Origin of the sequence: Vibrio sp. NC2, assembly GCF_025195005.1 — a bacterium.
GTDB lineage: Bacteria > Pseudomonadota > Gammaproteobacteria > Enterobacterales > Vibrionaceae > Vibrio > Vibrio splendidus.
In genome coordinates this window covers 87,646-112,737 of sequence record NZ_JANVFC010000002.1, presented here as the reverse complement: position 1 = coordinate 112,737, position 25,092 = coordinate 87,646, and the positions used below count along the sequence as shown (strand labels likewise).

General features: G+C 41.9%; 25 protein-coding genes and 2 pseudogenes. 10 read left to right on the top strand and 17 right to left on the bottom strand.

Annotated elements, in window-relative coordinates:
* Positions 1-17 precede the first annotated feature (17 nt).
* Together NX845_RS04260 and NX845_RS04255 are read left to right on the top strand one after the other, a co-directional pair.
* The gene (locus NX845_RS04260) at positions 18-581 is read left to right on the top strand and encodes an SPOR domain-containing protein (protein WP_004730988.1); all 564 of its coding nucleotides are present in this window, start codon (positions 18-20) and stop codon (positions 579-581) included.
* A gap of 179 nt (positions 582-760) precedes the next feature.
* Entirely contained in the window at positions 761-1,756 is a 996-nt protein-coding gene (locus NX845_RS04255) for a D-alanine--D-alanine ligase (RefSeq protein WP_065681478.1), read from the top strand.
* A gap of 282 nt (positions 1,757-2,038) precedes the next feature.
* On the opposite strand, the gene NX845_RS04250 is transcribed toward NX845_RS04255, so the two are convergent.
* Positions 2,039-3,007 (bottom strand): tyrosine-type recombinase/integrase, encoded by a 969-nt coding sequence (locus NX845_RS04250; protein WP_065681479.1) that lies wholly within the window; start codon positions 3,005-3,007, stop codon positions 2,039-2,041.
* Positions 3,008-3,107: 100 nt separating this feature from the next.
* Here NX845_RS04250 and NX845_RS04245 point away from each other — a divergent pair, with 100 nt between their 5' ends.
* From NX845_RS04245 to NX845_RS04225, 5 genes and pseudogenes are all read left to right on the top strand, one after another.
* Positions 3,108-3,476 (top strand): DUF3319 domain-containing protein, encoded by a 369-nt coding sequence (locus NX845_RS04245; protein WP_004730993.1) that lies wholly within the window; start codon positions 3,108-3,110, stop codon positions 3,474-3,476.
* A 3-nt stretch (positions 3,477-3,479) separates the two neighbouring features.
* Positions 3,480-3,791, top strand: a complete 312-nt coding sequence (gene yciH, locus NX845_RS04240; RefSeq protein WP_009845368.1) for a stress response translation initiation inhibitor YciH — start codon at positions 3,480-3,482, stop codon at positions 3,789-3,791.
* Positions 3,792-4,516: 725 nt separating this feature from the next.
* Positions 4,517-4,801, top strand: a pseudogene (locus NX845_RS04235) (DUF3653 domain-containing protein); the annotation flags it as partial.
* A 24-nt stretch (positions 4,802-4,825) separates the two neighbouring features.
* Complete coding sequence (locus NX845_RS04230; RefSeq protein WP_167855760.1) at positions 4,826-5,002, top strand: hypothetical protein; 177 nt, start codon at positions 4,826-4,828, stop codon at positions 5,000-5,002.
* Between the two features lie 447 nt (positions 5,003-5,449).
* Entirely contained in the window at positions 5,450-6,505 is a 1,056-nt protein-coding gene (locus tag NX845_RS04225) for an Abi family protein (RefSeq protein ID WP_102249588.1), read from the top strand.
* Positions 6,506-6,615: 110 nt separating this feature from the next.
* On the opposite strand, the gene NX845_RS04220 is transcribed toward NX845_RS04225, so the two are convergent.
* The 5 genes and pseudogenes from NX845_RS04220 to NX845_RS23405 all read right to left on the bottom strand — a co-directional run.
* Complete coding sequence (locus tag NX845_RS04220) at positions 6,616-6,981, bottom strand: hypothetical protein (protein ID WP_260256566.1); 366 nt, start codon at positions 6,979-6,981, stop codon at positions 6,616-6,618.
* Positions 6,982-7,126: 145 nt separating this feature from the next.
* On the bottom strand, positions 7,127-7,873 hold the full coding sequence (locus tag NX845_RS04215) for a KilA-N domain-containing protein (RefSeq protein WP_260256565.1): 747 nt from the start codon (positions 7,871-7,873) through the stop codon (positions 7,127-7,129).
* A gap of 91 nt (positions 7,874-7,964) precedes the next feature.
* On the bottom strand, positions 7,965-8,951 hold the full coding sequence (locus NX845_RS04210; RefSeq protein WP_102249591.1) for a hypothetical protein: 987 nt from the start codon (positions 8,949-8,951) through the stop codon (positions 7,965-7,967).
* 307 nt (positions 8,952-9,258) lie between these two features.
* Entirely contained in the window at positions 9,259-9,453 is a 195-nt protein-coding gene (locus NX845_RS04205) for a hypothetical protein (RefSeq protein ID WP_260256564.1), read from the bottom strand.
* A pseudogene (locus NX845_RS23405) lies at positions 9,453-9,641 on the bottom strand (hypothetical protein); the annotation flags it as partial. The gene NX845_RS04205 and the pseudogene NX845_RS23405, both read right to left, overlap by 1 nt.
* Positions 9,642-10,022: 381 nt before the next feature.
* On the opposite strand from NX845_RS23405, the gene NX845_RS04200 reads away from it, so the two are divergent.
* Entirely contained in the window at positions 10,023-11,330 is a 1,308-nt protein-coding gene (locus tag NX845_RS04200; RefSeq protein ID WP_260256563.1) for a GGDEF domain-containing protein, read from the top strand.
* 806 nt (positions 11,331-12,136) lie between these two features.
* On the opposite strand, the gene NX845_RS04195 is transcribed toward NX845_RS04200, so the two are convergent.
* From NX845_RS04195 to NX845_RS04155, 9 genes are all read right to left on the bottom strand, one after another.
* On the bottom strand, positions 12,137-12,289 hold the full coding sequence (locus NX845_RS04195) for a YoaH family protein (RefSeq protein WP_017073513.1): 153 nt from the start codon (positions 12,287-12,289) through the stop codon (positions 12,137-12,139).
* A 41-nt stretch (positions 12,290-12,330) separates the two neighbouring features.
* Positions 12,331-13,479 carry a conjugal transfer protein TraF gene (locus NX845_RS04190; RefSeq protein ID WP_017095722.1) on the bottom strand — a complete coding sequence of 383 codons (1,149 nt, stop codon included), beginning with the start codon at positions 13,477-13,479 and terminating at the stop codon, positions 12,331-12,333.
* A 50-nt stretch (positions 13,480-13,529) separates the two neighbouring features.
* A complete protein-coding gene (locus tag NX845_RS04185) occupies positions 13,530-14,417 on the bottom strand; it encodes a DUF2861 family protein (RefSeq protein ID WP_108109482.1) in 888 nt (295 codons plus the stop codon).
* Positions 14,417-15,076, bottom strand: a complete 660-nt coding sequence (gene vxrB / locus NX845_RS04180) for a response regulator transcription factor VxrB (protein ID WP_009845363.1) — start codon at positions 15,074-15,076, stop codon at positions 14,417-14,419. The genes NX845_RS04185 and vxrB overlap by 1 nt, the downstream gene beginning before the upstream one ends.
* Positions 15,051-16,523, bottom strand: coding sequence for a sensor histidine kinase VxrA (gene vxrA / locus NX845_RS04175; RefSeq protein ID WP_102462008.1), 1,473 nt, complete (start codon positions 16,521-16,523; stop codon positions 15,051-15,053). The genes vxrB and vxrA overlap by 26 nt, the downstream gene beginning before the upstream one ends.
* Positions 16,524-16,811: 288 nt before the next feature.
* On the bottom strand, positions 16,812-18,191 hold the full coding sequence (pntB, locus tag NX845_RS04170; protein ID WP_260256561.1) for a Re/Si-specific NAD(P)(+) transhydrogenase subunit beta: 1,380 nt from the start codon (positions 18,189-18,191) through the stop codon (positions 16,812-16,814).
* A gap of 10 nt (positions 18,192-18,201) precedes the next feature.
* Positions 18,202-19,752: a Re/Si-specific NAD(P)(+) transhydrogenase subunit alpha gene (gene pntA / locus NX845_RS04165; RefSeq protein WP_004731020.1), complete on the bottom strand. Its 1,551-nt coding sequence runs from the start codon at positions 19,750-19,752 to the stop codon at positions 18,202-18,204.
* A gap of 300 nt (positions 19,753-20,052) precedes the next feature.
* The gene (locus NX845_RS04160) at positions 20,053-20,334 is read right to left on the bottom strand and encodes an HlyU family transcriptional regulator (RefSeq protein WP_004731023.1); all 282 of its coding nucleotides are present in this window, start codon (positions 20,332-20,334) and stop codon (positions 20,053-20,055) included.
* Positions 20,335-20,373: 39 nt separating this feature from the next.
* Positions 20,374-20,742: a late competence development ComFB family protein gene (locus tag NX845_RS04155; RefSeq protein WP_004731025.1), complete on the bottom strand. Its 369-nt coding sequence runs from the start codon at positions 20,740-20,742 to the stop codon at positions 20,374-20,376.
* 338 nt (positions 20,743-21,080) lie between these two features.
* Here NX845_RS04155 and NX845_RS04150 point away from each other — a divergent pair, with 338 nt between their 5' ends.
* A complete protein-coding gene (locus tag NX845_RS04150; protein ID WP_061022865.1) occupies positions 21,081-22,322 on the top strand; it encodes a GGDEF domain-containing protein in 1,242 nt (413 codons plus the stop codon).
* Positions 22,323-22,369: 47 nt separating this feature from the next.
* On the opposite strand, the gene NX845_RS04145 is transcribed toward NX845_RS04150, so the two are convergent.
* Positions 22,370-23,401: a Solitary outer membrane autotransporter beta-barrel domain gene (locus tag NX845_RS04145; RefSeq protein ID WP_065681486.1), complete on the bottom strand. Its 1,032-nt coding sequence runs from the start codon at positions 23,399-23,401 to the stop codon at positions 22,370-22,372.
* A gap of 77 nt (positions 23,402-23,478) precedes the next feature.
* On the bottom strand, positions 23,479-24,429 hold the full coding sequence (locus NX845_RS04140; RefSeq protein ID WP_029222227.1) for a diguanylate cyclase domain-containing protein: 951 nt from the start codon (positions 24,427-24,429) through the stop codon (positions 23,479-23,481).
* A gap of 152 nt (positions 24,430-24,581) precedes the next feature.
* On the opposite strand from NX845_RS04140, the gene NX845_RS04135 reads away from it, so the two are divergent.
* Complete coding sequence (locus tag NX845_RS04135) at positions 24,582-25,019, top strand: DUF3069 domain-containing protein (protein WP_004731036.1); 438 nt, start codon at positions 24,582-24,584, stop codon at positions 25,017-25,019.
* Positions 25,020-25,092 lie beyond the last annotated feature (73 nt).

Below are 25,092 nucleotides of genomic sequence, written 5' to 3'. Positions count from 1 at the left end.
AGGATATAGAGCTTTCCATGAAAAAATTTGCAATTGTGACTTTGCCACTGCTCTTGGCTGCATGTGTATCGGACGACTACGTTACAAATGTAACTTCAGATAGTTATCAAGAAGAGTACAAAACGGCAAAAGTTGAAGCTCCAGTTGTATCTCAATCTGAGCAAACAGGCGTTGTTGAAGAAAACGTTGTTAACGTGATCAGAACCGAACCTGTTGAGCAGAAAGTCACTCAAACGACTAAAGCTAAGCCAGTTGCAGTAGTGACAGGCCCAACGAAGAAACAACAAGATATGAACCAGCGCTTTGGTTACACGGTTCAAGTTGTTGCTGTTGGCAGCCAGAGTAAAGTCGATTCTTTCGTGAAAATGCTACCTACGACTTCTCAACCAGTTTGGGAAAACTACAAAATGGTTAACGGCACTAAGTGGTTCACAGTACTTTACGGTGATTACGCAACGCGCTTAGAAGCTAAAAAGGCAATCTCAACGCTGCCAACCACTTTCCAAAACTTGAAGCCGTTTGTTAAGAGCATTGATGACATCAAGAACTCTGAATACCCAACGCTTAACAAGTTGAACTAAGTTTTAATTCAGAAAGAGGGAGCAAATGCTCCTTCTTTTGTTTTAAGACCAGCAGTTTTGTTTAATAGTTAATCGCTCGATCTTTCGAACACAATTTTAACGTTCAAAACACTGTACCTATTTCGACTTTTGTTTATCATTGAAGTCAGTATTCCTAGTTTCAAGGACCGAATTTACCCATGAACACCATTAACATCCTTCTACTTTGTGGCGGTGGATCTTCAGAGCATGAAGTATCTTTAGTTTCAGCCAATTACCTTTTTGAACAACTGAATAGCGTTGCAGATTTTAACGTTGTCAGAGTTGAAATTAAAAACGAAGGCTGGTGTCTTGATTCAGGTGAATTGGTTTATCTAGATATCAATAATCAAACCTTACGTGGCGACAACCTAGAGTCTAAAGTCGATTTCATTGTGCCTTGTATTCACGGCTTCCCGGGTGAAACAGGTGACATTCAATCATTGTTTGAAATGGCTAAGATTCCGTACTTAGGCTGTGGCTCTGAAGCGAGCAACAACAGCTTCAACAAAATCACGTCAAAGCTTTGGTACGACGCACTTGGCATCCCAAATACACCGTATCTGTTTTTATCAGATAACAACGACCAAGCGCATTCACAAGCGACTCAAGCTTTTGAAAATTGGGGTAAAGTGTTCGTGAAGGCGGCTCGTCAAGGTTCTTCTGTAGGTTGTTACCAAGTTAACCAAGTGGAAGACTTAAGCGAAGCGATCAATAAGGCGTTTACCTTCTCTGATCAAGTGCTGGTTGAGAAATCAGTTGTGCCTAGAGAGCTAGAAATTGCCGCTTATGAAATCGATGGTGAGCTACACATCAGTAAACCGGGCGAGGTGATTGCACCTAACGGCGCATTTTACTCTTACGAAGAGAAATACAGCTCAGACAGCCACTCAATTACCGAAGTTGAAGCAAATAACTTAACAGACGAACAACTAGAGTTAATTGCAGACAGTGCTCGTAAAGTATTCACCCAAATGAAGCTTCGTCACTTGTCTCGTATCGATTTCTTCTTAACACAAGACAACGAGATCTACCTGAATGAAGTCAACACCTTCCCAGGTATGACACCAATTTCCATGTTCCCTAAAATGGTAGAACATGATGGCCACAAATTCAGCCAGTTCCTAGAGAACTGTGTGAGAACGAGCATTTCTTAGTTCTTCCAAAATATCTTAGCGAGTCTTACACTACTGGCTAAATAAAAAATAGCGCCTTGAGCTTACCCGCCAAGGCGCTATTTTTTTAAGAGTCCGAGCTTTTTTTAGAGTCAAAGATTTTTGTTTTTAAAGTCAGTCGTCTATTGATCACGCCGTTTTTTAGCTAGCAGTCTATTAAAAGCTAACTATTAACACGCGGTCTATAAACAAGCTAACTGTCAACAAAAAGGCCATCAGCTTACAGCCAAGGAACTATTGGTTTAATGCCAACAGATAGTCAGCTTATTGCCAAGGGATCAGTGCTTTAAACTTCATCTTCTCAGTCTCAGCAGTCCCCGAATAACCGACATATTGCGCAGGCATTGCAGGGCTGAGCCAACGACCAAAATCCTGAATCTCCCTTACCTTAAGGCCTTGTTTTGACAACTCTTGTGCGGCTCCCACACGAATCGAATTCCCTGAAAAATGGTGGCTTTCTGCGAGTTGAAGTAAGTCGCTTGCACTTCTTAATATCCTATAGATCGACGAATCATCTAAAGGTTGCAGACTGATATTCTCATGCTTGTCTATCGCACGAAACACCGGCAATTCGTCTTGAGTCCCAGTAAACGCAAACCAACGCTGAAGTGCAGCACTTGCTACTTGCGACAGCCGATACACTGAATCTTTTACTGTAATCTGGTAATCATTTTCAACGCACTCGACATTACCCATTGATAACGCCTTAAGTTCTGATCGTTTTAAAGCACACTCAAACATCACATTATAAATGGCGATATCTCTGATCTCTTTTAAGCTCGACTTCTCATTTGAAAGTAACGTGTTTAATTCAGCGAGGTGTGCAGATGTCATGGCATTGGTTTGTTTAGCGTCGCCGGCCATTTGAGCTTGCAAGTGGAGCAGGGCAAAACGAACTTGTCTATGCTTGATTGGGTTGGCAAAGCTCAACACAGTATGTAACAAACTAAGCGTTGCAGTGTAACGTTTTAAAGATGCGTATTTTCTGTCACTGGATTCAGTCTCAAGAAAACGACGAACAGCAGTAATAGAGGCTGGGAGTGTGTTGATACGGTTTTTAGTACAGAACGCATGGTAGCGATTCCAATCACTGTAGATACCCAGCAGTGAGTTACGAGAGTACTGGTATCCTGTTAACTCATCTATAATTTCAATTGTCGCGTGCCTGTTCAATTTTTCAACAAATGAATTAATTGTCACAGAGTCGGTTAAAATAGGGACTTTTTTTCGCAAATTACCGTACCTCGACAGGTGTTTTTACCATATTATGCTTGATATCATTATAAGTATACTTATGATTAATACAGTGAAAACAAAAAGATGATTAATAGATATGGCTAATTCAATTTACCGTAGCGTCCATCTGCAATCGATGGATGCGAATAACACCATTTGGCGTGCTAAGTTAAAAAACAATGTGATTCAGGGCAACCTAGCTGCCGTGAAGAAGAGTATTGATTGGTGGATTGACACCGCGTCTATTATTGACCCTAAAGAGTTCACTGCATTAAATAAGTCGAGAGGAACTGGTGGCCTAACTGAAAACTTCAACGGCTATCAGATCAAGAATGACACCGGTGAGCCTAACGCGTGGTATTGCATGTTTAACGGGCGTCTTATCAAAGGCGGCAAGATTGCAATCCAACGTCATATAGAAGCTTACTTACTCGCAAAACAAAAAGCAGAGCAACAAAAGAAGTAATTTATGAGCCTAGTATATTCAACAGAAACAGGTCGCATTAAACCTGAAGAAGAGAAAGTCCAACGTCCTAAAGGCGATGGTATCGTTCGAATCCAAAAAGAAACCAAAGGCCGTAAAGGCAAAGGCGTTTCTATCGTAACGGGCTTAGACCTAGATGACGCACCATTAAAACTAATGGCAGCGGAACTCAAAAAAGTGTGTGGCTGCGGCGGCTCAGTAAAAGATGGCAACATCGAGATTCAAGGCGACGCTCGTGACAAGCTCAAAGCGCATCTTGAAAAGAAAGGCTACAAAGTTAAATTTGCTGGCGGTTAAGCTCTAACTAATGCCAGGGGTAAAATCGAAGATTATTATCACTGGTTATTAGGTATTTTATGGTAAATAGCCAATATGGTTAAATACACAGTATAAATCAGAGAATATCGACACCAAATAAAGGCAGGGCATCACATAAAGATACCTGCCTTATAAACGCCAAAACCAATTTAACATAACGTACATAATACGCACTTAGTATGTAAGCCCCAGATAGTAATGTCACTATTTTCTAAAGCTATTCTTTTCATCGTTTCCCCTTAAAACCCTTATTACAACTGGTGTCTCAAGCATATTGAGTTCACCAGCATTCTCTAAACGCTCTTTTAACCCAATGGCCAACATCTACATGATTCGTTTGCATAAAGCCGATCAACGTGAACATTTGTTCCATCTGTCTGACTTACATCTTCTTGTACTCATGATTCAGCGCGCTGTGTGTAAACCTTGTGGGCATTGCTGTCGTTTCTTTTTCAGATTTCACACACGCCACCGTGTTTCTTGTTCGCTACACACGTTGAATTCTGTTTTGTGTTATCCACTAAGCCAGTTAAGTTTTCTCACACGAGCTCGTCTGTAAGTTTCCATGCTGAATTTTTTTAACTCAACTTACAACTCGCAACAAAGCTTGTGTTTGTTGGTTAGATTATTGGATTACTCTGTGTTCTTCAGATCTACGTAATGTCACGAACAGACATGTTCACATCGGTTAAGTCACTTTACCGAAACTCACAAATATTCACGCTCGCGGTTATTTGCCCTTAGATCATCGTTGGAACGGATTTCGAATTAACGTTTATCGCGCGATCCTCATTACCTCTGAAGATCGGGAATTCAATCCCAAGGAATTGCTCAGTTTTGCGTACTGGCGTGACGAGCACCGGCAACTGGTTGAACGACACGGCAAAATTGAGTCCCCGAAATACTATCCAGCTAAGGAGCATCCCTTGCCATTTCGTGGTGGTCGTCGTATGCCGCCTAAGCCCTGGATCCCAGCCAAATTCAAATAATAATCAAGATAAATAGGATTAGCGATGAAAGTGAGTGTCTATATCGATCAAGCGCTGTTCAACCAAGCACTCAAAGCCGCCAAAGGCTCTGGAATGACGCCGTCCCAAAAAATCGCCCATTGGGCAGAAATGGGTCAATTCATGGAAACCAAATCCCTTGGCTCACTAAGGCTGATACAAAGTGGTCGTAAAAAGACATGACTCGCCTACCCGCTTTCATTGATTTAGCGCAAGCACGGAGATTTACATAAAAGTATGGATGTGAACTCAATCTTTAGCAGTCGAGATTAAAAGTTTTAGCACCAATGGAGAGCGACAATATGGCAGCACAACTTCCTCACTCTACAAACCGCACAGCGCCGGCACCAAACGCGCCAAAGCGACACCTGAGCGCATGAAAGCAATACTCGAAGCGTTACGAAAAAACAGACGGAAAAATAAGAAGAAACCGCCTAATTTTGATAAACAATACTTAGAACTAGTAACTTTGAGGTATGCTTTTGATCTGAAAGCACTTATTATAGGCGGAAAGCAAAAACCCGAGAGGGACTATCTTGTAGTCTGTCTCGGGTTTTCATATAGATTGCTGCAGGCGCTTGAATAATCAGTGGGGCCTAACAACTGCTATAAAAAGGATTATAGGTAATAATGGCGGAAAGTCAAGAAGCATACCCATACAAAGACATTATCGTAAATACAACAAAAAGTAGAGCTGAACAGATAGAAGTAGATCTATCTAACGAAAGACTATTGCCATACTTTAATGACGGTAAACACGATTGGCATATCGCTTTCAACCTGTACCTATATAATGCACGGTTATCAAAAGCGTTCTTGTACCCACTTCATATATTAGAAGTGGCTTTGAGGAATAAGTTACATGAACTATTTTGCTCAGTTTTCAATGATAACTGGCCTAATGATCCTGCTTTTCAAGCTATGTTAAATCAACATAGTTCGAACTCATTGAACAAAGCAAGGCAAAAAGTAAACAATCGAAGTACCGAGGACATAGTAGCTGCTCTTTCGTTTGATTTTTGGTCTAACTTCCTTTTTAGATCTAATTACGAAGCGTTTTGGCGTAGTAATTACTCTAAGCTAAATATTAATGGACCTAAATTCCGACAATTTAAAACTAGAATTAATGAAGCAAATGACTTGAGAAACCGTATTGCTCACCATGAACCTATTTTAAGATTAGACTGTTCAAGTATCCATACAGAGATTTTAACTGCCATTCAGTGGCTTTCTTTTGAAATATATAGATGGACTAAAGAACACACTACTGTACCAGTGATTCTTCGTACTAAACCGGCCCCTACAGGAAACCCTCAACCATTACTAGGCGCCAAAGCTGATGATGATTTTGCTTCAGTTTCAAGTACCTTAACATTAGATTTATTACCCAATGAGACTTTTATTATTTGTGAAGATAAAGGAATCATCATTACAATGACAGATATAGGAAAGTACCTATTATCAAAAAAAGATAACCAAGATTTAATGCTTGAGTTACAAGATCACACTCTAGATATGGTGATAAGAACTAACCAACTAAATAAGAATTACATTGAGTGCAGCGAACACGAAAGTTACGCACATACAAAGAAAATCTTCAACAAGAAAAGGAATAAGTTTATAGTTGTCAAAGAATCAAAGATGGCGACGCTTGGTGTAATCCAGCAACCCCACAGACAGTTGTAAAAGTCAGAAGCTCGATGTTAAGCGACGATGTATGTAGGATCCAGATAACGCCAAAAGTTAAACTCTTGACGCTATGATCTCATGCTTAGCAGAATGACTTTCTTTGCGGTCTAGTCTGCCATAAAAGTAGCTTTACTATGTGCGTCAGCGTCTGCTTGAGCTTGGCAACTTTCACAGTAACCACCTTGCTCTTGATAGTATTCAACTAAGTCATCATCATCTAAAACATTATCGCATTCACTATGATACTCTTCTAATTCATGTGTATAACCAGAGCATTGAACATCTTCGATTAAATGACGAATAGAGTTTTCAAAATGGTACTTCTGGTTTGATGATAATGCATCGTACCCATTACCGATAGCAAATCTAGCAATTCCTAAAACAACACCTTCATCTGCGTTGTTATCACGAGCTGATTGCTCAAGGATTTCTGGACTATTTGTGATGATTTCGTCTAAAGCACTTAGATTCATTTTTACCTACTTATTTTTTCTAACGTTGATTTTTGATATTACTGAACGCTCTTTAAGGTTTTAGCCTTGTGCCCCCTATCCACTAAGCCAACCTACGGTAAGAGCACCAAGGTATTGGGAATCAATAGTAAACAGTTGTTAACTTTTATTGCGCGGTCAATAAAAGGGTCTGGACATGGGCTAGTGCAGCCTGATCTCTCTTTCCAAAATACTTAGGTGCTTGAACTGGTAACCAAATTTCATTGAAATGTCTTCGAAAATCCTGATATAGTTCAATAGGGTATAGTTTGGCAGGAACTATACGCCCATCAGGGTACTTATGTTGATACATATCGAAATCATTCGGCTCAATTCCCTTGTTGTCTCTCAGCCATTTACAAAACATTCTACCTTCAGATATATCAGGAACCATATTCTCAGGAAGAGTGTAGCCAGCTTGCTCAAGAGGAGCGATGAGGTTCAAGGTCAACTCATTTAACATAGAAAATCGGTCATAAGGTACTTTACTTCGATTTTGAATATACCGATCAATATGAGCAGGCATTACTGCCTTTGCTCCCCCTTGTTGCCACTCCGTTACCCATTGTGAAACTTTAACCGCGAATTTTGCAGAGAGCCACTGACCTAAATTTATAGCTAAATAAGGATGAACCCATGTCCCCTGAGATTTAGGATCGCCCCCGCGAATCACATGAATTAATTGCTCTTCACTTAATTTAGTTTGTGCTGACAACTCATTAATAAATTCTTGTGTACCTTTTAGAGTTCGGTAATCAGTGAATCGCTTCCCTACTGATTGACATAGAGCTGTCGCGCTAATATAACCATCAGCTAGTCTTTGAGGAATGATCTCTCCTTCCTCAACTCGAGGAATTAATGCTAATTGTTCCAACTTACATCTCCTAATTGTAAAAAGTTATTGATTTGTTAACCACTACGACACCAAACTAAAACCACCAACTTTGAGTGGTTTGCTTGAAACATTATATTCTTGTGCCTTTAAAGCCTTTTTCTAGCTTCTGGCCAAGAGAAATGATCAGCGCGCGCTTTGGTTTTAGGTCACCGGACTTTGTATCACGCCCATATACAATCGTAATGTTAGCTTTATAATTTCGGTCAAGAGCAATTTGTTCAAGGTTCTCATCTGAGTTAAAGCTAATTGGAATCCTTTTGCTCTCTGAAATTGAGGGGATATGAGCTGCCCAACCTGTTTTATGACGTTCTAAGTCCATACTAGTAATATAAACATCGACGTTATTTTTAGGGATTGTTACATCACCTTCGTTGAAGTCATAACTTGGCAAAGCCTCTACTAACTCGGTATCAAAAGTAACTATTGGAGTATCAGATTTATTTGCACCTGAGAAAAACTTAACTTCAGCTCCCTGCTCCAATTTAGCTGGTGCAATGATTTTTCTTGCTTCTCTAGCTACTTTTTTTTGCCCATGGACTTCGATTGCATGGGCAATTGCAGACTGAATAGCATCTGGAGTTGTACTGTATGCCTCTGCACCTATATTGATGAATATATTATTATTGGCTTGAATTGTTGCAGTACTCTCATCTCGACCACCAAGCAACTTTTTCATATGATCAAGAGCCATCGAAGCTCCTGTTACGGCTAGTATTGCTACCAGAACGATCAATCCCTTACGAATATTTTTGTTAGTGATTCCAGCATTCATAAGCTTTTCATGGGTCCATTCGTTTACACCGGTTAAATGGCAGTCTAACGATTGCTGACTACCAAAAGCTAAACCAATTACTAAAACTTCCCAAAGACTTCCTTTGCTGACTTCATCAACGAAAACCTTAATGTCTTCGATCACAAGGTTATCATCAAGATGTTCAAGTACAGTTGGGAGCATTTTGATTAGCTCGGAATACCCTTGTAATGATCCAATAACATCATCTAATGGTATTGGCTCTTTATTGCTATAGTAAATTTTTTCTTGTGACTCAATATACATTGTGACCCTCAGAGCCTAACCATATAGCGCCATCAGACGGGAAATTTTACACTTAGAAAAAGGACTTTTCTGTCTGAGTTGATTTTAGGAAGTGATTATACCCATTAACCCTAGTTATAACAGTGATTTAAATCATTAGCTCTAAAACTAGGTGCTGATAGCTCAGTCTCTTATAGAGAGGATAAAAAAGGAGCCACTTTTATAACAAAGTGGCTCTTTGGATTGGTCTGTCTTATCGGTGATTCTTGTAGCGCTGCGTGTAGTATTCGCCCTCACCACGCGCCCGTTCTTGACCGTGTATCCTTTCTTAAGTTGGCCGTTTGGTCGGCGGCCTTTGCACTTGTTTCCTTTCATTCGGTATCTCCAGTTTTCGTATCCGTTGCTCTTGGTCTTGTTGCACTCGCTTTATCCAATTGATGTCCGTTTTCAAAGCTGCAATCGTGCCAAGGCTTGAGACTCCACCGTTAATCAATGCAATGATTAACGCCTCAAGAAACGCCATCACTTCGTTTTCCATCTAGATGCGCAGTATTCAAGTAGGTATCGCACCATAGCGCGCATACCTAGCGTATCGACCACAACGGCTCCTACGACAAACCAGTAAGGATTTGGGATGTTCTGTAGTGCATTGAACCCTTGTTCGACATATGACGCGTAATTGGGAATGAAAGACAAGATGAGTGCTACGAAAGATTAAATAGCTAACAAAGTGTTTCGATAAAACTGAGCCCCAAAAAGTGACACTGCAACATAACTGCCCCCACTTTAATTGATGAACAGTAAACAGTGGCCTCGTGTCTCGTCATGAAGCTCGCACACACCGCTCTGATTACACAAACCGAGCCACTTTAAATTTAACTGTATAAATATACAGTTAAATTATTCCCCCCGTAAAAACCGCACTTATTGAGCAAATAACATTCAGAATCAAGGGTCTGCGTTCAATATTTAAACTTGAATTTGGTCTAATGGTGCGCTTTCCTGTATAACCGTCAGTTCTGGATCAGTTTTGGGTATAGCTCTTTTATCAATGCTAATACTCTAATCTCTGATTGCGCCAACTCTAAGGCATTGCGCATTACATTCGAATCACGTGTACGGGTTAGTATCATGAGCGACAAAGCATTCCGAAAACTCAACATATTCCTTTCGATTTTTTGCCTAGCAATCACGCTAGTGTCGTTGATCTCTTTTAATACGCTCATGAATAAAAGCTACGTTATTACACCCGACAAATACCCTACACGCGTTAACACAGACAGAGACCACGATGGTGGCACCGTAGGCTCGTTACACAGATCAAAAGATGGCATTGAGTTACAGTGTGACTTTGAACGGACCTATAGCTTACCCTTCTGTGAAATTGAATTCGTTATATCGACACAAGATAAAGGGCTCGATCTCTCTACGTTCGATTCGGTCACCATTAATATGGATTACCAAGGCCAAGAAGACCCAAGGTTTCGCTTCTACATTCGTAATTACAACAAGAATTACAGCGTGAAAGGCGATGCTATGTCGAACAAGTTCAATCGCTTAGACTTCTCGCTACCAGATAAAAACCACATCGACTTAAACTACTTCAACGTCCCGTTTTGGTGGATTGACCATTACAACCAACCTATTACTAGTAGCGCGGTAGACATTACAAACGCGGTGTCTGTTGAGCTCGGGCTTGGATCCAGCACGCTCGATGGGCACCATTCACTTAAGATCTCGAGCATTGTTTTCCACGGTAAAGTCATCAGCAAAGCTTTGTTAGCTGAGCTTTTGGTTGGATTATGGGTGACGTATGCCATCTATTATATAGGTTGCGCATTACATATCGCACAGCGAAGCAAAACGCGTGCAGCAGAGCAACAACGCTATTTAACCCAAGAAATTGAAGAGTTAAAGGTAAAGGCAACAACCGATCCGTTGACCGGATGTAGAAACCGAACCGAAGCGTTAGATACCTTCTATGATTTCGAATGGCTGGTGCAACAAGGAAAAACCATTCACATCGCGTTGTTTGATTTAGACTATTTTAAGCAGATCAATGATCAACATGGCCATGAAGTGGGTGACAAAGTACTTATTCAGTTTGTCGCAACGGCGAACGAGAGCCTTGGTGAGCAGTACTTGCTTTATCGCTGGGGTGGTGAGGAGTTTCTACTCGTTTGCCTGGAACAAACTGCGCTACGGTGTAACGAATCTATCGATGATTTTTACCTAGCAATGGACCAAAGCCCTTGGCCTAAAGCGCTTAAAGTAACGGCTTCGACCGGAGTAACGCAGCTTAAGGAGCATGAATCGATACGTACTGCCATCAAACGTGCAGACAAAGCGCTCTACAAAGCTAAAGACAACGGACGAAACCAAGTCGTTACGTTTTATTAAGCCTCGCTAGACTGGACTGCAGTTACACATTCAACTCTCGGCCAGTACTCAATCACACGCCATTAATGCCCTGTCGATATCTACTCTCCACTTAAGCACCCGTTAAATTTTTAACCGCAGACCAAACAACCTCATAAGCTTTAGTGTCTCATCAGCATTCTAATCGATTCGTATGCCTATAAGCGCGCTCTCGCCATCTGCTATAACACCATCTGTAATAACACCGTTTGCTATAACACCATCGATAGCATTCTCAGGTTGATACTTATCGTTCCTGAATCGCTCTATAAACAGCTCTTCTGTACGCCTCTAGCTTCCTAAGCACTTGTTTTAAAATGCACAAATTTGGCTAGTAAAGCGCGCTCTAACCAGTGGTTAATCACTCGCGGTATCGGTTTTAAACATTACCGTCGTTATTTATCTCGCACTGTTTTTAGATGAAATCCTCATTTGTCTGCTTCTGAACATTCATACACTCGTATCCGCTAAAAATAGAAGTCACAACGTCACTAGCCTTAAAAAACTCCATATATTTAACCACTTAGACGTGGTGACACAAATGCTGACAGCTAAAATGGCGATTGTTTTACTTTCAGATCTTGCTGTAATTTAATTACAAACCAAAGCCAAGGAAAGCTTGAAAAGTGGATTACTCCGACGTAACTTACTGAATAAACGGAATTTAAGGGGTTTGGGTAGGTTGGGATTTAGGGTAGCTAAAGAGTTGGTATGTACGAGATAATATACTAGATGGTAATATATTTAGTTATAGTGCACTATGGTGTTAAAAAAGAAGGGCTGATGCCCTACTCTTCTTTATTACTCATTTCTTCACGAATTTGCTCAGCAACAATTTTGATCGCTTGTCCTGTGCTGATACCCTGAGTCATCATTTCTTGAATTCGTTCAACAGCTTTCTGTTGTTCTTCGTGAGAAAGGGTTGGTAAGTCGTTTAGCATGCTCTGCTCCTTTATTTAGGAGCAGCACTATATAAGGACTGTTAGTAACTAGCAAGGAAATTGATTGAAGCACCCATTGCATTTTCGTTTGTGTAGTTTGCACTTAGATCCAACTGGAACAAGTTGAGTGGCGAGATACCAATACCGGCTGTGACTGTTCCTTCTGAATCAGAGTAAGCCAGGTTCTTGTAGTACCCTCCCCTTAACTTAAGCTGACGCAGAAGATCGACTTCAGTACCAACACGAATCATCTGTTCGTTATCAGCAAACGAAGTAAACTTCTCAGTCTCGTTTAGGTCGTAATCAACACTGAAAGAAAAGTAATCCGATACAATGCCGGCACCCACTGTGTATACCGGTTCAAGTTGGTAAGTGTATTTACCGCCAACTTGGTGTGTCGCACTACTTGTGCTGCTGTTTAGCGTTCTCGTCGTATCTTTGGTTTCGATGTCTCGAGAGATTAAGTTAGTTGCTGCAACACCCACTCGGAATGGGCCGAAGAACCAAAGCGCACCTGCATCCATGTTAAATGCCGTTTCACCGTCACTGTTTTCTCTTACATCAGATAAATCGTAATCATCAACCGATGCAACATAGTTGTACGTGTAAATACGTTGGATTTTAGGTGTGATACCAAATGAGATGTGTTGGCCCATAAAGGTTTGGTATTTTGCTAAAGATAGGCCGACTTCTGCGACACCGATTGAAACAGCTTCAACGGTAGACAGTTCCACTTTATCTGCATCTGAACCTGTCGTGTAAACGTTAGGTGTCGCAAATGATTCTGTGTAGGCTTTAGCGAAAAGGTTTGCCGCGACAAATTGATTAGGAAGTGCGAAGGCGACTACACCACCCAGTTCAACATTGGCTTGGTTGCCATCCAATTTGTTCAGCGCCGCATCGAGTTCTGCGGTGTTTGATGCATCAACAACACTATCGATGTTCGATTTCATGTCGTTGGGGTCGTTATAGCTACCACCAAAACTTGGCGTGATCATACCCATATCATCGTTACGACGATAAATGGCAACAAGTGCTGGGTTATAGAATGGAGCGGTTAGGAAGTTTGCTGAAACAACACCAACACCACCCATCGCATCACCACGAGCTTCAATGGCGTAGTTTGCTGCTGAAAGAGGAAGACTGGCGAATGCAATTGATGCTGCGAGTAGTTTAGTCGTATTTTTCATGCCGTTTATCTTTGTTAGATCCCTTACATAGTTAACGGCTCAATTCTAAATTACTTTAACTCTTCTTCGCTAGAAATATCATAAGTTTTACTGATAGTTTGTGCTTGTTCTATCGCTATGTCACCTTGCCAGCGTGAATGCACCATTGAAACCGCTAAAACGTAGCGATCATTGGGAAGTTCTTCGCCAGTGAGGTTCATTGGATAATCAGATTCATAGCTCTTACCCCACACCTGCTCATAGTGTTCATCGACGTAATCGTACAAACCAATTTCGAGCTTAGGAAGCGGACAATAAGGATTCAGCAGTTCTTTTTTATCGATGCGCCACGTGTCTTTTGATGCCCAACGAACTTGCTGGCGAAAAGCAACGTCACCAAGAATAATCCAAGTACTCCATGAATTACCGCCATCACCTTTCACACTTAAACGATACAGGCCTGATTCAAGTTGAGATGCTAAATTGTAACGCTTGCGGTATAGGCTCACCGATGCGTTGTTTACCACTTCACTGTCTTTGGTTAGCTCACTGTCCGATGAAACGATCTTATCGACCCACTTCTCGAAGGTAATATCTTGAATGTTGTTTTCGGATTCAACATCAATCGATACGCGAAAAGTATCTCGGCCAGGGCTTTGAATAATGTGTCTTTTAACGACGACTGAACTGATCCAATCTGGGAGTGTTTTTCTGGTGAGGGTTTTACCACAATCTTTGTTCAATGCTTGATCGAACAGCTCATTGAGGTGGTCTTCTCGTGATTGAGAAGAGTTGATTTGCCAAACTTCCACTAGTGAATCAAACATCTGAGGTAAGTCATTATCCAACAGGTGTTTATGAACTTGAGTTAGAGTATCGCTACTCTTAAACCAATCTGCAGCTTGCGCGGTATTCACCACGCAAGACAACAATAATAGTGGAAGTAAGGCTTTTTTCATTACGCTTTCATCTTGTAACCAACGCCACGTAGCGTTTCGATTTCTAGACCCGGCAGTTTCTGTCTTAGTTGCAGAACGTGCGTGTCTACCGTACGTGTTGTTGGGAAATGGTTGTAACCCCATACATGGTCAAGCAGCTCATCACGTGTGAAAACACGGCCAAGGTTGCTTGCTAAAAATAGCAGTAGGTCAAACTCAGTACGCGTTAGGGTGACTTCCAGTTCATTGAAAAACACTTCACGTGTCGCTTTATCGATAACTAGATTTTGAGCCATCACTTTTGATGCGTCTTGATCTTCAGCATCAGGCAGGCGTAACTGCGCGCGAATTCGAGCAAACAATTCAGCTTCAGCGAAAGGCTTAGTTAGGTAGTCGTTTGCACCTGAGTCTAGGCCCGCAACTTTGTCTTTTACTGTGACGAGAGCCGTTAGCAAAATAACTGGGATGTCTTTCTTTTTCTTCCAACCTGGAAGTGAATCTACTGAGTCACCATCAGGAAGTTGACGGTCTAGAATCACTAGGTCCGCTTGTTCCCAGTAGCCTTCAACTTCAGAGATCAGTTCTGCATGCAAACATTCATATCCAGCTTGCTCAAGGCTAACTAATAAACCGTCAGCTAAATTTTTATCATCTTCAACGAGAAGCAATGTCTGTTTCACAAGGTATCTCCAAAATAAATGTTGTTGGGGGGCCGATAAGCGTCATGTGACCGCCCATTTTTCCGACCATAGATTCCACTATCGTCAGGCCTAAACCGAGTCCACTCTTACTTACGAATGGCTTTCTTAGTTGCCCCCAATCTTTGCGAGACAAGTCTCCATTATCTATAACTTTGAATGTCAGCTTCTTGTCAGAAGTATTCAGTTCTAGTATCACTGGTGCGACACCGTATTTAACGGCGTTTCTGATCAGGTTGTCGATGCACGTTCCTAACCAATATACGTTTATTTTTGCAGCAATGTCTTTGTTTACACGGAGTTCAATACCCGGGGCAAATTCTTCTTCAACTTTGTATTGAAGCCACTCTTCAACGCTTGGTACCCACTCTGTTGCGAGCGGTTGGTTGTCTGATTGCAAATAGTCTTTACTTGCTTCTGCCAACTGTCTTAAACGGCGAGTATCTTCACACAGCCTACGAAACTCATCATATACCGATTCTGGTAAGTGTTCGAACTCGCGTCTGAACCCTTCAACCGTCAATGACAAACTTGCAATCGGCGTTCTTAATTCGTGCGTTAGAATTTGAAGCACCAGCATGCGGCTCTTCATCTCTTGTTTCTTACTGTTCCAACGGTAAACTGCCCACCCCAAAACAAGCATGATGTTGGCGAGCACCAAGATAAACATGGCGACTTGCAGAAGCTCTGAATGATCTTCTATTTCCCAACATACATTACCGCGCTGAACAAAACAGCTTTTGCCTTCTGAAGACAAACTGAACGATAATCCAGCAAGTGTCGCGTTTTCATTCCAGTCTGATTCTTTGTACAGGTAATATCTGTCGCCGCGTTTTACCCACATTTCGTCAAGCTCGACAAACATGCTCGAACCGGCTAGTAGTGCCGTGATGGCCTCACTGTCCATGTTTTGTAAACGAGATAACAGTTCATCATGCTCAGTGTTTGGACGCTCTTGAATATGCATAAAGCGTTTCAAAGAGTCGAACTTGTCCGGGTACTTCTCTACGTATCGCGCCGCATAGGAACCACCGCCAGGGTGAATTAGGCCACTACGGCTGAACCAACGATCAGAAAGCTTGGTTCCTTTACACATTGCACGAGTAAAGACCAAAGGCTCGGTGATCAACGGGCTTAACGGTAATTTCCCGCTACAGGTTTTTGATAACTGGTATAAACGCTGTATGTCTTTTAATGGGTACTCTGCGGTTTGTGGCAGCATAGAAGACGGCATGATCAAACGTGTTGGATAATCAGCCTGCAACAATCGAATATCATAAGATTCGATTGCGGTTTCATGATCAAAGAGTTTGGTGAAATTATCGATACGCTCAGGTAAAGAGTCAGCAAGTGCGTTTGCAGACACAGATAACGTAGCGATAAGAAGAGTAAATGTTCTTTTGATGATCACAAACCAACGCAAATTCATATAGATCAAACAAATATATACCATTCGCTATCAAAGATAAATTTTTAACCGCATGAAAAACAGTGGGAATGGTGAGTTATAGCGATAAATTCCATCATATTAGGATTGTGTTGCACAGGCGTACTCGCTAGCTGATTGATGAATCCAGCCATCATTCGAATGGGTTTTGCTTTGGTTTCTTTACCCCATTCGTTGTGGGTTTGGGTTAAGACACGTTCTGAGGATCAAAAAAAGGAGCTCAAATGAGCTCCTTATCGAGAGTTATTACAGATTTCTTAGAGGTGATCTCTATAGATGCTCTAAGATGCTTAGACAGCTCTTTTTAGCATCACCAAACAGCATCTGCGTATTCTCTTTGAAGAACAGTGGGTTTTGCACACCAGCGTAACCTGTGTTCATCGAACGTTTGAATACGATAACATTCTGAGCATTCCAAACTTCAAGTACTGGCATACCAGCAATTGGGCTGTTTGGATCTTCAAGTGCTGCAGGGTTCACGGTGTCATTTGCACCAATAACCAATACAGTATCTGTCTCATCGAAGTCGTCATTGATTTCGTCCATTTCAAGAACGATATCGTAAGGCACTTTTGCTTCAGCAAGCAGTACATTCATGTGACCCGGTAACCTACCAGCCACTGGGTGGATACCAAATCGAACTTTGATGCCCTGCTCTCTTAGCTTGTCCGTGATTTCATGCACTGGGTATTGAGCTTGAGCTACTGCCATGCCGTACCCTGGAGTGATGATGACTGACTTTGAGTTTTTCAGCATGTCTGCCACATCTTCAGCTGATGTTTCGCGGTGTTCACCCTGCTCTTCATCGCCGTCAGACACAACGACGTCTTGGCCGAATCCACCAGCGATAACACTAATGAACGAACGGTTCATCGCCTTACACATGATGTAAGACAGAATCGCACCTGATGAACCTACCAACGCACCCGTTACGATAAGCAGATCGTTCGCAAGCATGAAACCTGCTGCCGCTGCTGCCCAACCAGAGTACGAGTTCAGCATAGAAACAACCACTGGCATATCTGCGCCGCCAATCGATGCCACTAGGTGGTAACCGAATGCGAATGCGATAAGAGTCATCACCATTAATGCGAACATGCTGCCGTCAGCTTTAACGAACATGATCATGAGCAATGTAGAAGCAACGATAGCCGCTAGGTTCCACTTATGCTTATGAGGGATGTTCAGTGCTGACGAAGAGATAACGCCGCGAAGTTTACCAAATGCAACAATAGAACCGGTGAAGGTTACCGCACCGATAAACACGCCTAGGAACACTTCCACTAAGTGGATAACGTGCTCTGCATGCGTTGCCGCTTCTGGTGCATCAATGTAGCTGTTGTAACCAACAAGTACCGCCGCCATACCTACGAAGCTGTGCAGAATTGCCACCAGCTCTGGCATTTCTGTCATTTCTACTTTCTTCGCGAAGTGGATACCAATACCACCACCGATCACCATAGCAATGATGATCCACACAATTCCAGCAGAATGAGGGCCAAAGATCGTCGCGATCAGCGCGATTGCCATACCAGTGATACCGTAATAGTTACCTGCACGTGCAGATTCCTGTTTCGATAACCCGGCCAAGCTCATTATAAAGAATACAGCAGCAACAATATAAGCTGCTTGTACTAATCCTTCAGACATCTGTTACTCCTTAGTCTTTACGGAACATTTCAAGCATACGTTTGGTCACGGTAAAGCCACCAAAGATATTGATACTTGCAATTAATACGGCAATAAATGATAAGAATGTGACGACGCCACTTCCTTGTCCTATCTGTAACAGTGCACCTACTACAATGATCCCTGAAATCGCGTTAGTTACGGACATCAGAGGTGTATGCAGTGAATGGCTTACATTCCAAACTACGTAATAACCCACCACACAAGCGAGAACAAAAACGGTAAAGTGAGATAAGAACGCAGCAGGAGCAACCGAAGCTATCCAAGCGAAAGCACCTACAGCAACTGCCATACCCGCCGCTTTCTTAATTGGAGAGACAGGTTCTTGAACTTTTGGTTCAGGTCTCACCGCTTTAGGCTTAGCTTGTTGTTGTGGTTGAGCAGAAACTTGAATTGGTGGAGCTGGCCAAGTCACTTCGCCCTCTTTAACCACCGTTACGCCACGTAAGACGACATCTTCAAAGTCGATATTGATGTTGCCATCTTTCTCTTTGCAAAGCAGTTTCAGCAGGTTAACTAAGTTAGTCGCATATAGCTGAGATGATTGAGTCGGCAGTCGACCAACCATATCGGTGTAACCAACCACTTTCACACCATTAGCGGTTGTGATCACTTGATCTGCAACCGTGTATTCACAGTTACCGCCATTCGCAGCGGCAAGATCCACAATGACGCTACCTGCACTCATGCTGTCTACCATCTCTTTGGTAATCAGCTTAGGTGCCGGGCGACCTGGGATAAGTGCCGTTGTAATAATGATATCGACGTCTTTTGCTTGAGCCGCATAAAGCTCTTCCGCTTTCTTGTTGAATGCTTCAGACATCTCTTTTGCGTAGCCATCACCCGCGCTGGTATCTTCCTTGAAATCGACTTCCAAGAATTCAGCGCCCATAGATTCGACTTGCTCTTTTACTTCAGGACGAACATCGAATGAACGAACGATCGCACCCAAGCTACCTGCAGCGCCAATCGCCGCTAGGCCAGCAACACCCGCACCAGCAACCAATACTTTCGCTGGTGGAACTTTACCTGCCGCCGTAATTTGACCCGTGAAGAATCGACCAAACTCATGCGCGGCTTCAACAACGGCACGATAACCGGCAATGTTTGCCATAGAACTCAATGCATCTAGCGCCTGAGCTCTCGAAATTCGTGGAACAGAATCCATCGCCATCACGTTGATGCTACGAGTAGACAATTGTTCCATTAATTCAGGATTTTGAGCAGGCCAAATAAAGCTGACCAATGTTGCGCCATCTTTAAGTAGATCGATTTCGTTTTTAGACTCGTCAACGATCGGAGCGTTAACTTTAAAGATAATATCGGATTTCCAAGCTTCATCTGCGGTAACAACTTTTGCTCCAGCTTGTTCATAAGCTGCATCTTCAAAACTTGCTAACGCACCTGCTTGTGATTCAACACAAACTTCAAACCCTAATTTTAGAAGCTGTTCTACCGATTTCGGCGAAGCAGCGACTCGCGTTTCACCTGCGAGTGTTTCTCTTGGTACACCAATTTGCATAGCTATTCCTTGACTATTGGCACGAATGACTTATTCGTTTGTATCTAACGACAACTAATACTTCAAGCGTTTTGTTCAAAGAACAGGAAAAGTTATTACTTATAACGATTTGGATGGAATTTGAGCGCTTCATTTGAAGAAATGACGACCGTCTCGAACTAAGAGGTCAAACCACTTGCAAATAATCCTTTAAATAACAACTTACTAGCTGTTCTTTGTCCCTAAAACTAAAAAGAGCTTTCAGCATATACACTGAAAGCTCTCTAAATTATGACCAACATCAATTCTAACCCTATTTGGTTAGCTAAATATATTGTCGCCCATTTGGTCGATGAACATCTGCGATTTTTTTAGCATCAATTCATCGGCATCTTGTTTGTTTGAAACAACATCTGAACGAATAAAACGATGAGTTTTGATTTCACCGTCGAATTCTTTCTCGATTCGCCCAGCAACACGGTATTGACCAGATTCTGCAATGGCATCTTGATAGATATTGAAACCTTTATATTCGACTGGCTCAATCTCTACTTTTTGTTCGGTTTTTTCTTTGCCACCAAATAATCTAGAAAAGAATCCCACGTTTTTTACTCCTTAAATGACCGTATTAACCCTAAACTATCACGACTGTTTACGGTTCAACAATGGCTTTTCATACCATTGCAATTCTACGTCATCATCAAAATTGTGTTGACTAAATATAACGGGCACATTGTCGTCACGTTCGCGTCTTCTATCGTCAATAATCATACTTTCAGCATTCTTGACCGCGATCTCACTATTTCGTTTATAGAGTACCAATTTGTCTTCTGGCAATGCCGAAAGAAAATCGATATCGAAACGAATATAGATGGGCTTAAGTTGACCTAAAGCCAAACACGCGAGATCAGCCAACTGTTCGTTGTTATAACTAGACACATATTCCTCGGTAGCCAAAACCTGACCCACCAGAGTTTCCATATAGTTGTGAACATCAACACTAATTTGCATACCACACCTCCATTTGTAGCTATCACGACAGATCGAGTTCTAACCTGATTGGCAACGACCTACATATTGTTACCTTACTATACCCTACTCATTACTACAGATTTACTAACTGCATGTTAACTAACTATAACGACTAATTAATTTCTCATATATACTGTGTAGTTGGTTCTATGGTTAATAGCAACTCAAATACATATAAAAATGGTTGCATCATTAGCGACCTATGACTATGTTTTTGCTCTGATTTAAGCAAAAAGCTTGGCATTCGCTTGTTTAACCGTATCCTACGTATAAAATTAAATTACAAGATCATCAGTATAATTAGGCTCACCACGTAAATGGCATCTTCTTTTGTAACGTCGAGCATGTTTCGATTTTGCTTCCCTCTATTTTTATTGGCAATTTTATTCGCTGGTATGAACAACGTCATTCTCGTGACGGATTCAAACCTAGGGTTTGCTAGCAACCTTCCATATATCTTATTGAGCGTTGCCGTTTTGCTATGCCATACATTCAGACAAGGACGCATGGCCATGGTGTCATTAACCATGCTAGTAGCCTACCTGATCATCCAAGTTCGCTTGCAAACCCCTTTGAACACTGGAACCACCTTATTAGAGCTGTCGTTACTTGCGGCATTAGTACCGGTCACTTGCTTATTGGTGTATGCCTTCCCGGATAACGGTGTCAATTCAAAGTCGATGCTTCTCTACGCCATCGTTCTCGTGCTGTTTATGGTTTGGGCGCAATTGATCGTTTCTCATTTCCATGCTGGCGGTTTTGAATCATGGAGTGAAGGCCTACTGTTCATTGTTAGAGACTTCTCCAAACTGCCTTTTGTTTTGGTGTTGTATAGCCTTTGCTTGCTTGGCCTTACAGCCATCCTAGTGCTGGTGTACAACCGTTCTATTGATGTTGTCGTTTATAGCACTATCTTGCTGTCCTCTTGTACGTTCATCTTCTTTGACGTGCAGTACATCTCTAGCACTATGTTCTCCTTATCAGGCACGCTGATCATCGTCTATGTGATGTCTGCTAGCCACGATATGGCTTTTAATGACCAACTGACTAACATCCCAGGTCGACACGCCTTAGAAGTCGATATGAAGCACTTAGGCCGTAAATATTCGATGGCGATGGTTGATATCGACCACTTCAAGACATTTAACGATACCTATGGCCATGACATTGGCGACGATGTGCTGAAACTGGTGGCTCGTATTCTTAGAGAAACCACCGGTGGTGCGAAAGCGTATCGCTATGGTGGAGAAGAGTTCACGATTATTTTTAAAGGCAAATACAAGGAACAGGCTAAAGAGCACCTTCAAGTTCTGATTTCAGAGATCCAAAACTACGACATGACCATTCGTAATAGCCACGAGCGTCCTGATGACCATGAAGTGGGTATCAAAAATCGTGGTCAGAACGGCAAACCATCGGAAGTGGTGAATGTGACGGTGAGTATTGGGCTGTCTGATAGCACAACCACCAAGCATCCTGAAGAAGTATTGAAGCTTGCTGACAAGGCACTCTACAAAGCGAAAGAAACCGGCCGAAACAAGCTGTGTGTTGATAGCTAAACGTAAGTGTCGATAGCTTAAGTGTCGATAACTCGACTAGAGGGAGCTTAATCTTGGTTAAAGAAAATAACTAAGCTCCCGCCTTTCAAACTGCTTCCGTAATTGATCGTAAACCCTATTCCCACATTATCGACCCAGTCATTAAACAGATTTGGGTTAAGCAACCAACCTACGCTGCCCTCGTAGTAAGATGTTGTCCCCATAGAAGCCACGGTGTCACCACCTATATCAATTCTTCTTATACTCGAGTACATCGATGTGATGTTTTTATCCCAACGAACTAGATCATAGAAAATCTTGGCTTCATTGGCGATATACCAACCTTCAGGGTGACCAATATCGCCGTTATTGGCTTCTCCCCATCCGAAGCCATTAAAGTAATGCCAACTGGTACTGAGTTTGTATCTTCCCCAATCATTTTTGTCTTCAAAGGTCAGCTTGATCTTGGGCTCAATTATGTATGCCCATGCATCGGTATTGTAATAGACCCCGTCCAACTGTTCTTGAATAGGCTCAAGTAATGGAGATCGATATTCGAAGTCATTGCGGTAATAAGAAATATGATTACCAATTGCAGAGCTGAAACTCCAATATTCGTCTAACTGAGATACATTCGCGAATTCCACGTAGCCAGACACTACCGACTCTTTTTGCAAATCAGATTTTGTTGTTGAAGCATATTCAACATCTTTCTCGATCCGTAATGCCGACAACCGTAGAGTGACTTCTTGATGGTTATCTTCAATATATTCAGGAAGCTCGAATGTGTACGGAAGGCTGATTGAAGCAATATCTTTTCTTCGACTCACCGAATCGTTCGAACCAATCTCTTCATTATCTAAACGAAAAACTTTGTTTGGGTCAAAGTTATTAATACCAAACGTAAACACGTCAGTATCATTGAGCAGAACGCTTGTTGCGAAGGTTTGCTCTAGTTCCTTTCTGAAAAGATCAGACACGGAGTTGGCATTAGCGGTGGTTGGCACTACCGTTAAAAATAGAGGAGCCGCGGTTAAAAATAGAGGAACCGCTAGCGTCCAGCATGTTTTAGTCACATAAAATGACTTTGAATCTGGCATTTCTCTTATCACTTAAAGTACTTCCTAGCTAAAACGCCAGTAAAGTATAAATTCAAATATTTCAAAGAGCTCACCAACTAACGAGCAAGCTCCAAAATGTTGCGTTGTATGAAGGTATTTCTGCCACTTTGTTTCGCTTGGTAAAGCGCTTGATCGACCTTTTCGTAAATAGAGGCGGTAGATTCTCCCCCATCAGGCACGAATGAGAGCACACCTTGTGACGCTGTCACTCTATCGGAAGCCGTTGAGTGATCATGGGCGTAATTCATTTCATGTAGAGCTTCTTTGACTCGAGTCGCATGTACCTTAGCGGCTTCACTGTCTGTATCGCTAAGAATCAAAACAAACTCTTCACCGCCATAGCGACCGACAAACTCTCCCGCACGCACAAAAAGCTGCTTCAAGGTACTGGCAAGCCCTTGCAAACACTTATCCCCTTGAATATGACCGTAATTATCGTTGTAAGGCTTAAAGAAGTCTACATCAAGAAGTATGACAGTCATGGGTATATTACGTCTTCCGTGCCACGCAATGCTCTCTTCAAGTTTAGTATCCATATATCGACGGTTATACAATTTAGTCAGACCATCTTCATTGGCTTGTTGCTGCAGGAGAATATTCAGTTCTTCGAGCTTGGCGGTACTCTGTTTTAGCTCTCGTCTCATGTGCGCAATACGCTGCATCGCAATCAACTTAGAGTTCAAAACAACTTTGTTTACCGGTTTGATTAGATAATCATCACCACCAGCATCAATCGCTTTCGCAATCATCTCCGGTTCTTCATGACCACTCAAAAAGATGATGGGAACCCATTCTGGGAATTGGCCACGAACCTCATTAGCCACTTCAAATCCATCCATGTCTGGCATGCTAATATCAAGTAACACGAGTTCAGGATCAAAATCAGAATAAACATTCAGGGCTTCTTTTCCGCTACCAACAGCTTCTACAACATGACCCAATTGCTTGAGTCGAATAGCGAGTTGCATCCTGTCTAGTTGAACGTCATCAACCAGCAATATGCGCATCGAAGATCCCTTTTCTATCATCACATCACCTTTATCTAGTGTTGAATATTCAAAGTAGCTCAAATTTGGGCTTAAATCATGCCCTAATCTCTATATTATATTGACTTTTTTACAGATCTTTTTAGCATTGTTTCTTTTTAAAGAGAAATACTATGTCAGACGCTACAAACAACGAAGTACAAGAAATCGATTTAACCACTATCTCACCAGAGCTTCGCCAAGTTATCGAATTTGATGAAGTGCCTAAAGAGATGCACAACATGGTTACTTCTATTCATGAGGTGTCTGAAGAAGCAGTGCGTGAAACTTGGAGCAGTCTTCCAGCAAGCGCACAAAATGTTTTGGACAACTTTGAGCAATTCCACGCTCTAATCTCTGTTAGCCAAGCTTTCGCTGGCGTAAACATGATGGAGGAGTTCCCTACTCTTAAACTTCCAGAAGGCATGTCTGATGAAGAAAAAGAAGAGTACCGAGCTCAACTGCTTGACCAAATTTTACATAACTGTGTAAAAGACATGGCTAAGCAAATCAAGAAAGCGCGCCGTGATGCTATCTTGAAGCGTGATTTCAAAGAAGTTTTCATCCGCTAAGCTATTCATCGCACCTAAATTTAGGTTGAATGCTTAACGAAAAATTAATGATTAAGCCGTATGTTATTTAAAA

What these genes read in the sequence shown, in the direction of transcription:
- NX845_RS04260 (WP_004730988.1), top strand. Translation starts at nt 18, where the DNA reads ATGAAAAAATTTGCAATTGTGACTTTGCCACTGCTCTTGGCTGCATGT.
- NX845_RS04255 (WP_065681478.1), top strand. Translation starts at nt 761, where the DNA reads ATGAACACCATTAACATCCTTCTACTTTGTGGCGGTGGATCTTCAGAG.
- NX845_RS04245 (WP_004730993.1), top strand. Translation starts at nt 3,108, where the DNA reads ATGGCTAATTCAATTTACCGTAGCGTCCATCTGCAATCGATGGATGCG.
- yciH (WP_009845368.1), top strand. Translation starts at nt 3,480, where the DNA reads ATGAGCCTAGTATATTCAACAGAAACAGGTCGCATTAAACCTGAAGAA.
- NX845_RS04230 (WP_167855760.1), top strand. Translation starts at nt 4,826, where the DNA reads ATGAAAGTGAGTGTCTATATCGATCAAGCGCTGTTCAACCAAGCACTC.
- NX845_RS04225 (WP_102249588.1), top strand. Translation starts at nt 5,450, where the DNA reads ATGGCGGAAAGTCAAGAAGCATACCCATACAAAGACATTATCGTAAAT.
- NX845_RS04220 (WP_260256566.1), bottom strand. Translation starts at nt 6,981, where the DNA reads ATGAATCTAAGTGCTTTAGACGAAATCATCACAAATAGTCCAGAAATC.
- NX845_RS04210 (WP_102249591.1), bottom strand. Translation starts at nt 8,951, where the DNA reads ATGTATATTGAGTCACAAGAAAAAATTTACTATAGCAATAAAGAGCCA.
- NX845_RS04205 (WP_260256564.1), bottom strand. Translation starts at nt 9,453, where the DNA reads ATGGCGTTTCTTGAGGCGTTAATCATTGCATTGATTAACGGTGGAGTC.
- NX845_RS04195 (WP_017073513.1), bottom strand. Translation starts at nt 12,289, where the DNA reads ATGCTAAACGACTTACCAACCCTTTCTCACGAAGAACAACAGAAAGCT.
- NX845_RS04190 (WP_017095722.1), bottom strand. Translation starts at nt 13,479, where the DNA reads ATGAAAAATACGACTAAACTACTCGCAGCATCAATTGCATTCGCCAGT.
- NX845_RS04185 (WP_108109482.1), bottom strand. Translation starts at nt 14,417, where the DNA reads ATGAAAAAAGCCTTACTTCCACTATTATTGTTGTCTTGCGTGGTGAAT.
- vxrA (WP_102462008.1), bottom strand. Translation starts at nt 16,523, where the DNA reads ATGAATTTGCGTTGGTTTGTGATCATCAAAAGAACATTTACTCTTCTT.
- pntB (WP_260256561.1), bottom strand. Translation starts at nt 18,191, where the DNA reads ATGTCTGAAGGATTAGTACAAGCAGCTTATATTGTTGCTGCTGTATTC.
- pntA (WP_004731020.1), bottom strand. Translation starts at nt 19,752, where the DNA reads ATGCAAATTGGTGTACCAAGAGAAACACTCGCAGGTGAAACGCGAGTC.
- NX845_RS04155 (WP_004731025.1), bottom strand. Translation starts at nt 20,742, where the DNA reads ATGCAAATTAGTGTTGATGTTCACAACTATATGGAAACTCTGGTGGGT.
- NX845_RS04150 (WP_061022865.1), top strand. Translation starts at nt 21,081, where the DNA reads ATGGCATCTTCTTTTGTAACGTCGAGCATGTTTCGATTTTGCTTCCCT.
- NX845_RS04145 (WP_065681486.1), bottom strand. Translation starts at nt 23,401, where the DNA reads ATGCCAGATTCAAAGTCATTTTATGTGACTAAAACATGCTGGACGCTA.
- NX845_RS04140 (WP_029222227.1), bottom strand. Translation starts at nt 24,429, where the DNA reads ATGCGCATATTGCTGGTTGATGACGTTCAACTAGACAGGATGCAACTC.
- NX845_RS04135 (WP_004731036.1), top strand. Translation starts at nt 24,582, where the DNA reads ATGTCAGACGCTACAAACAACGAAGTACAAGAAATCGATTTAACCACT.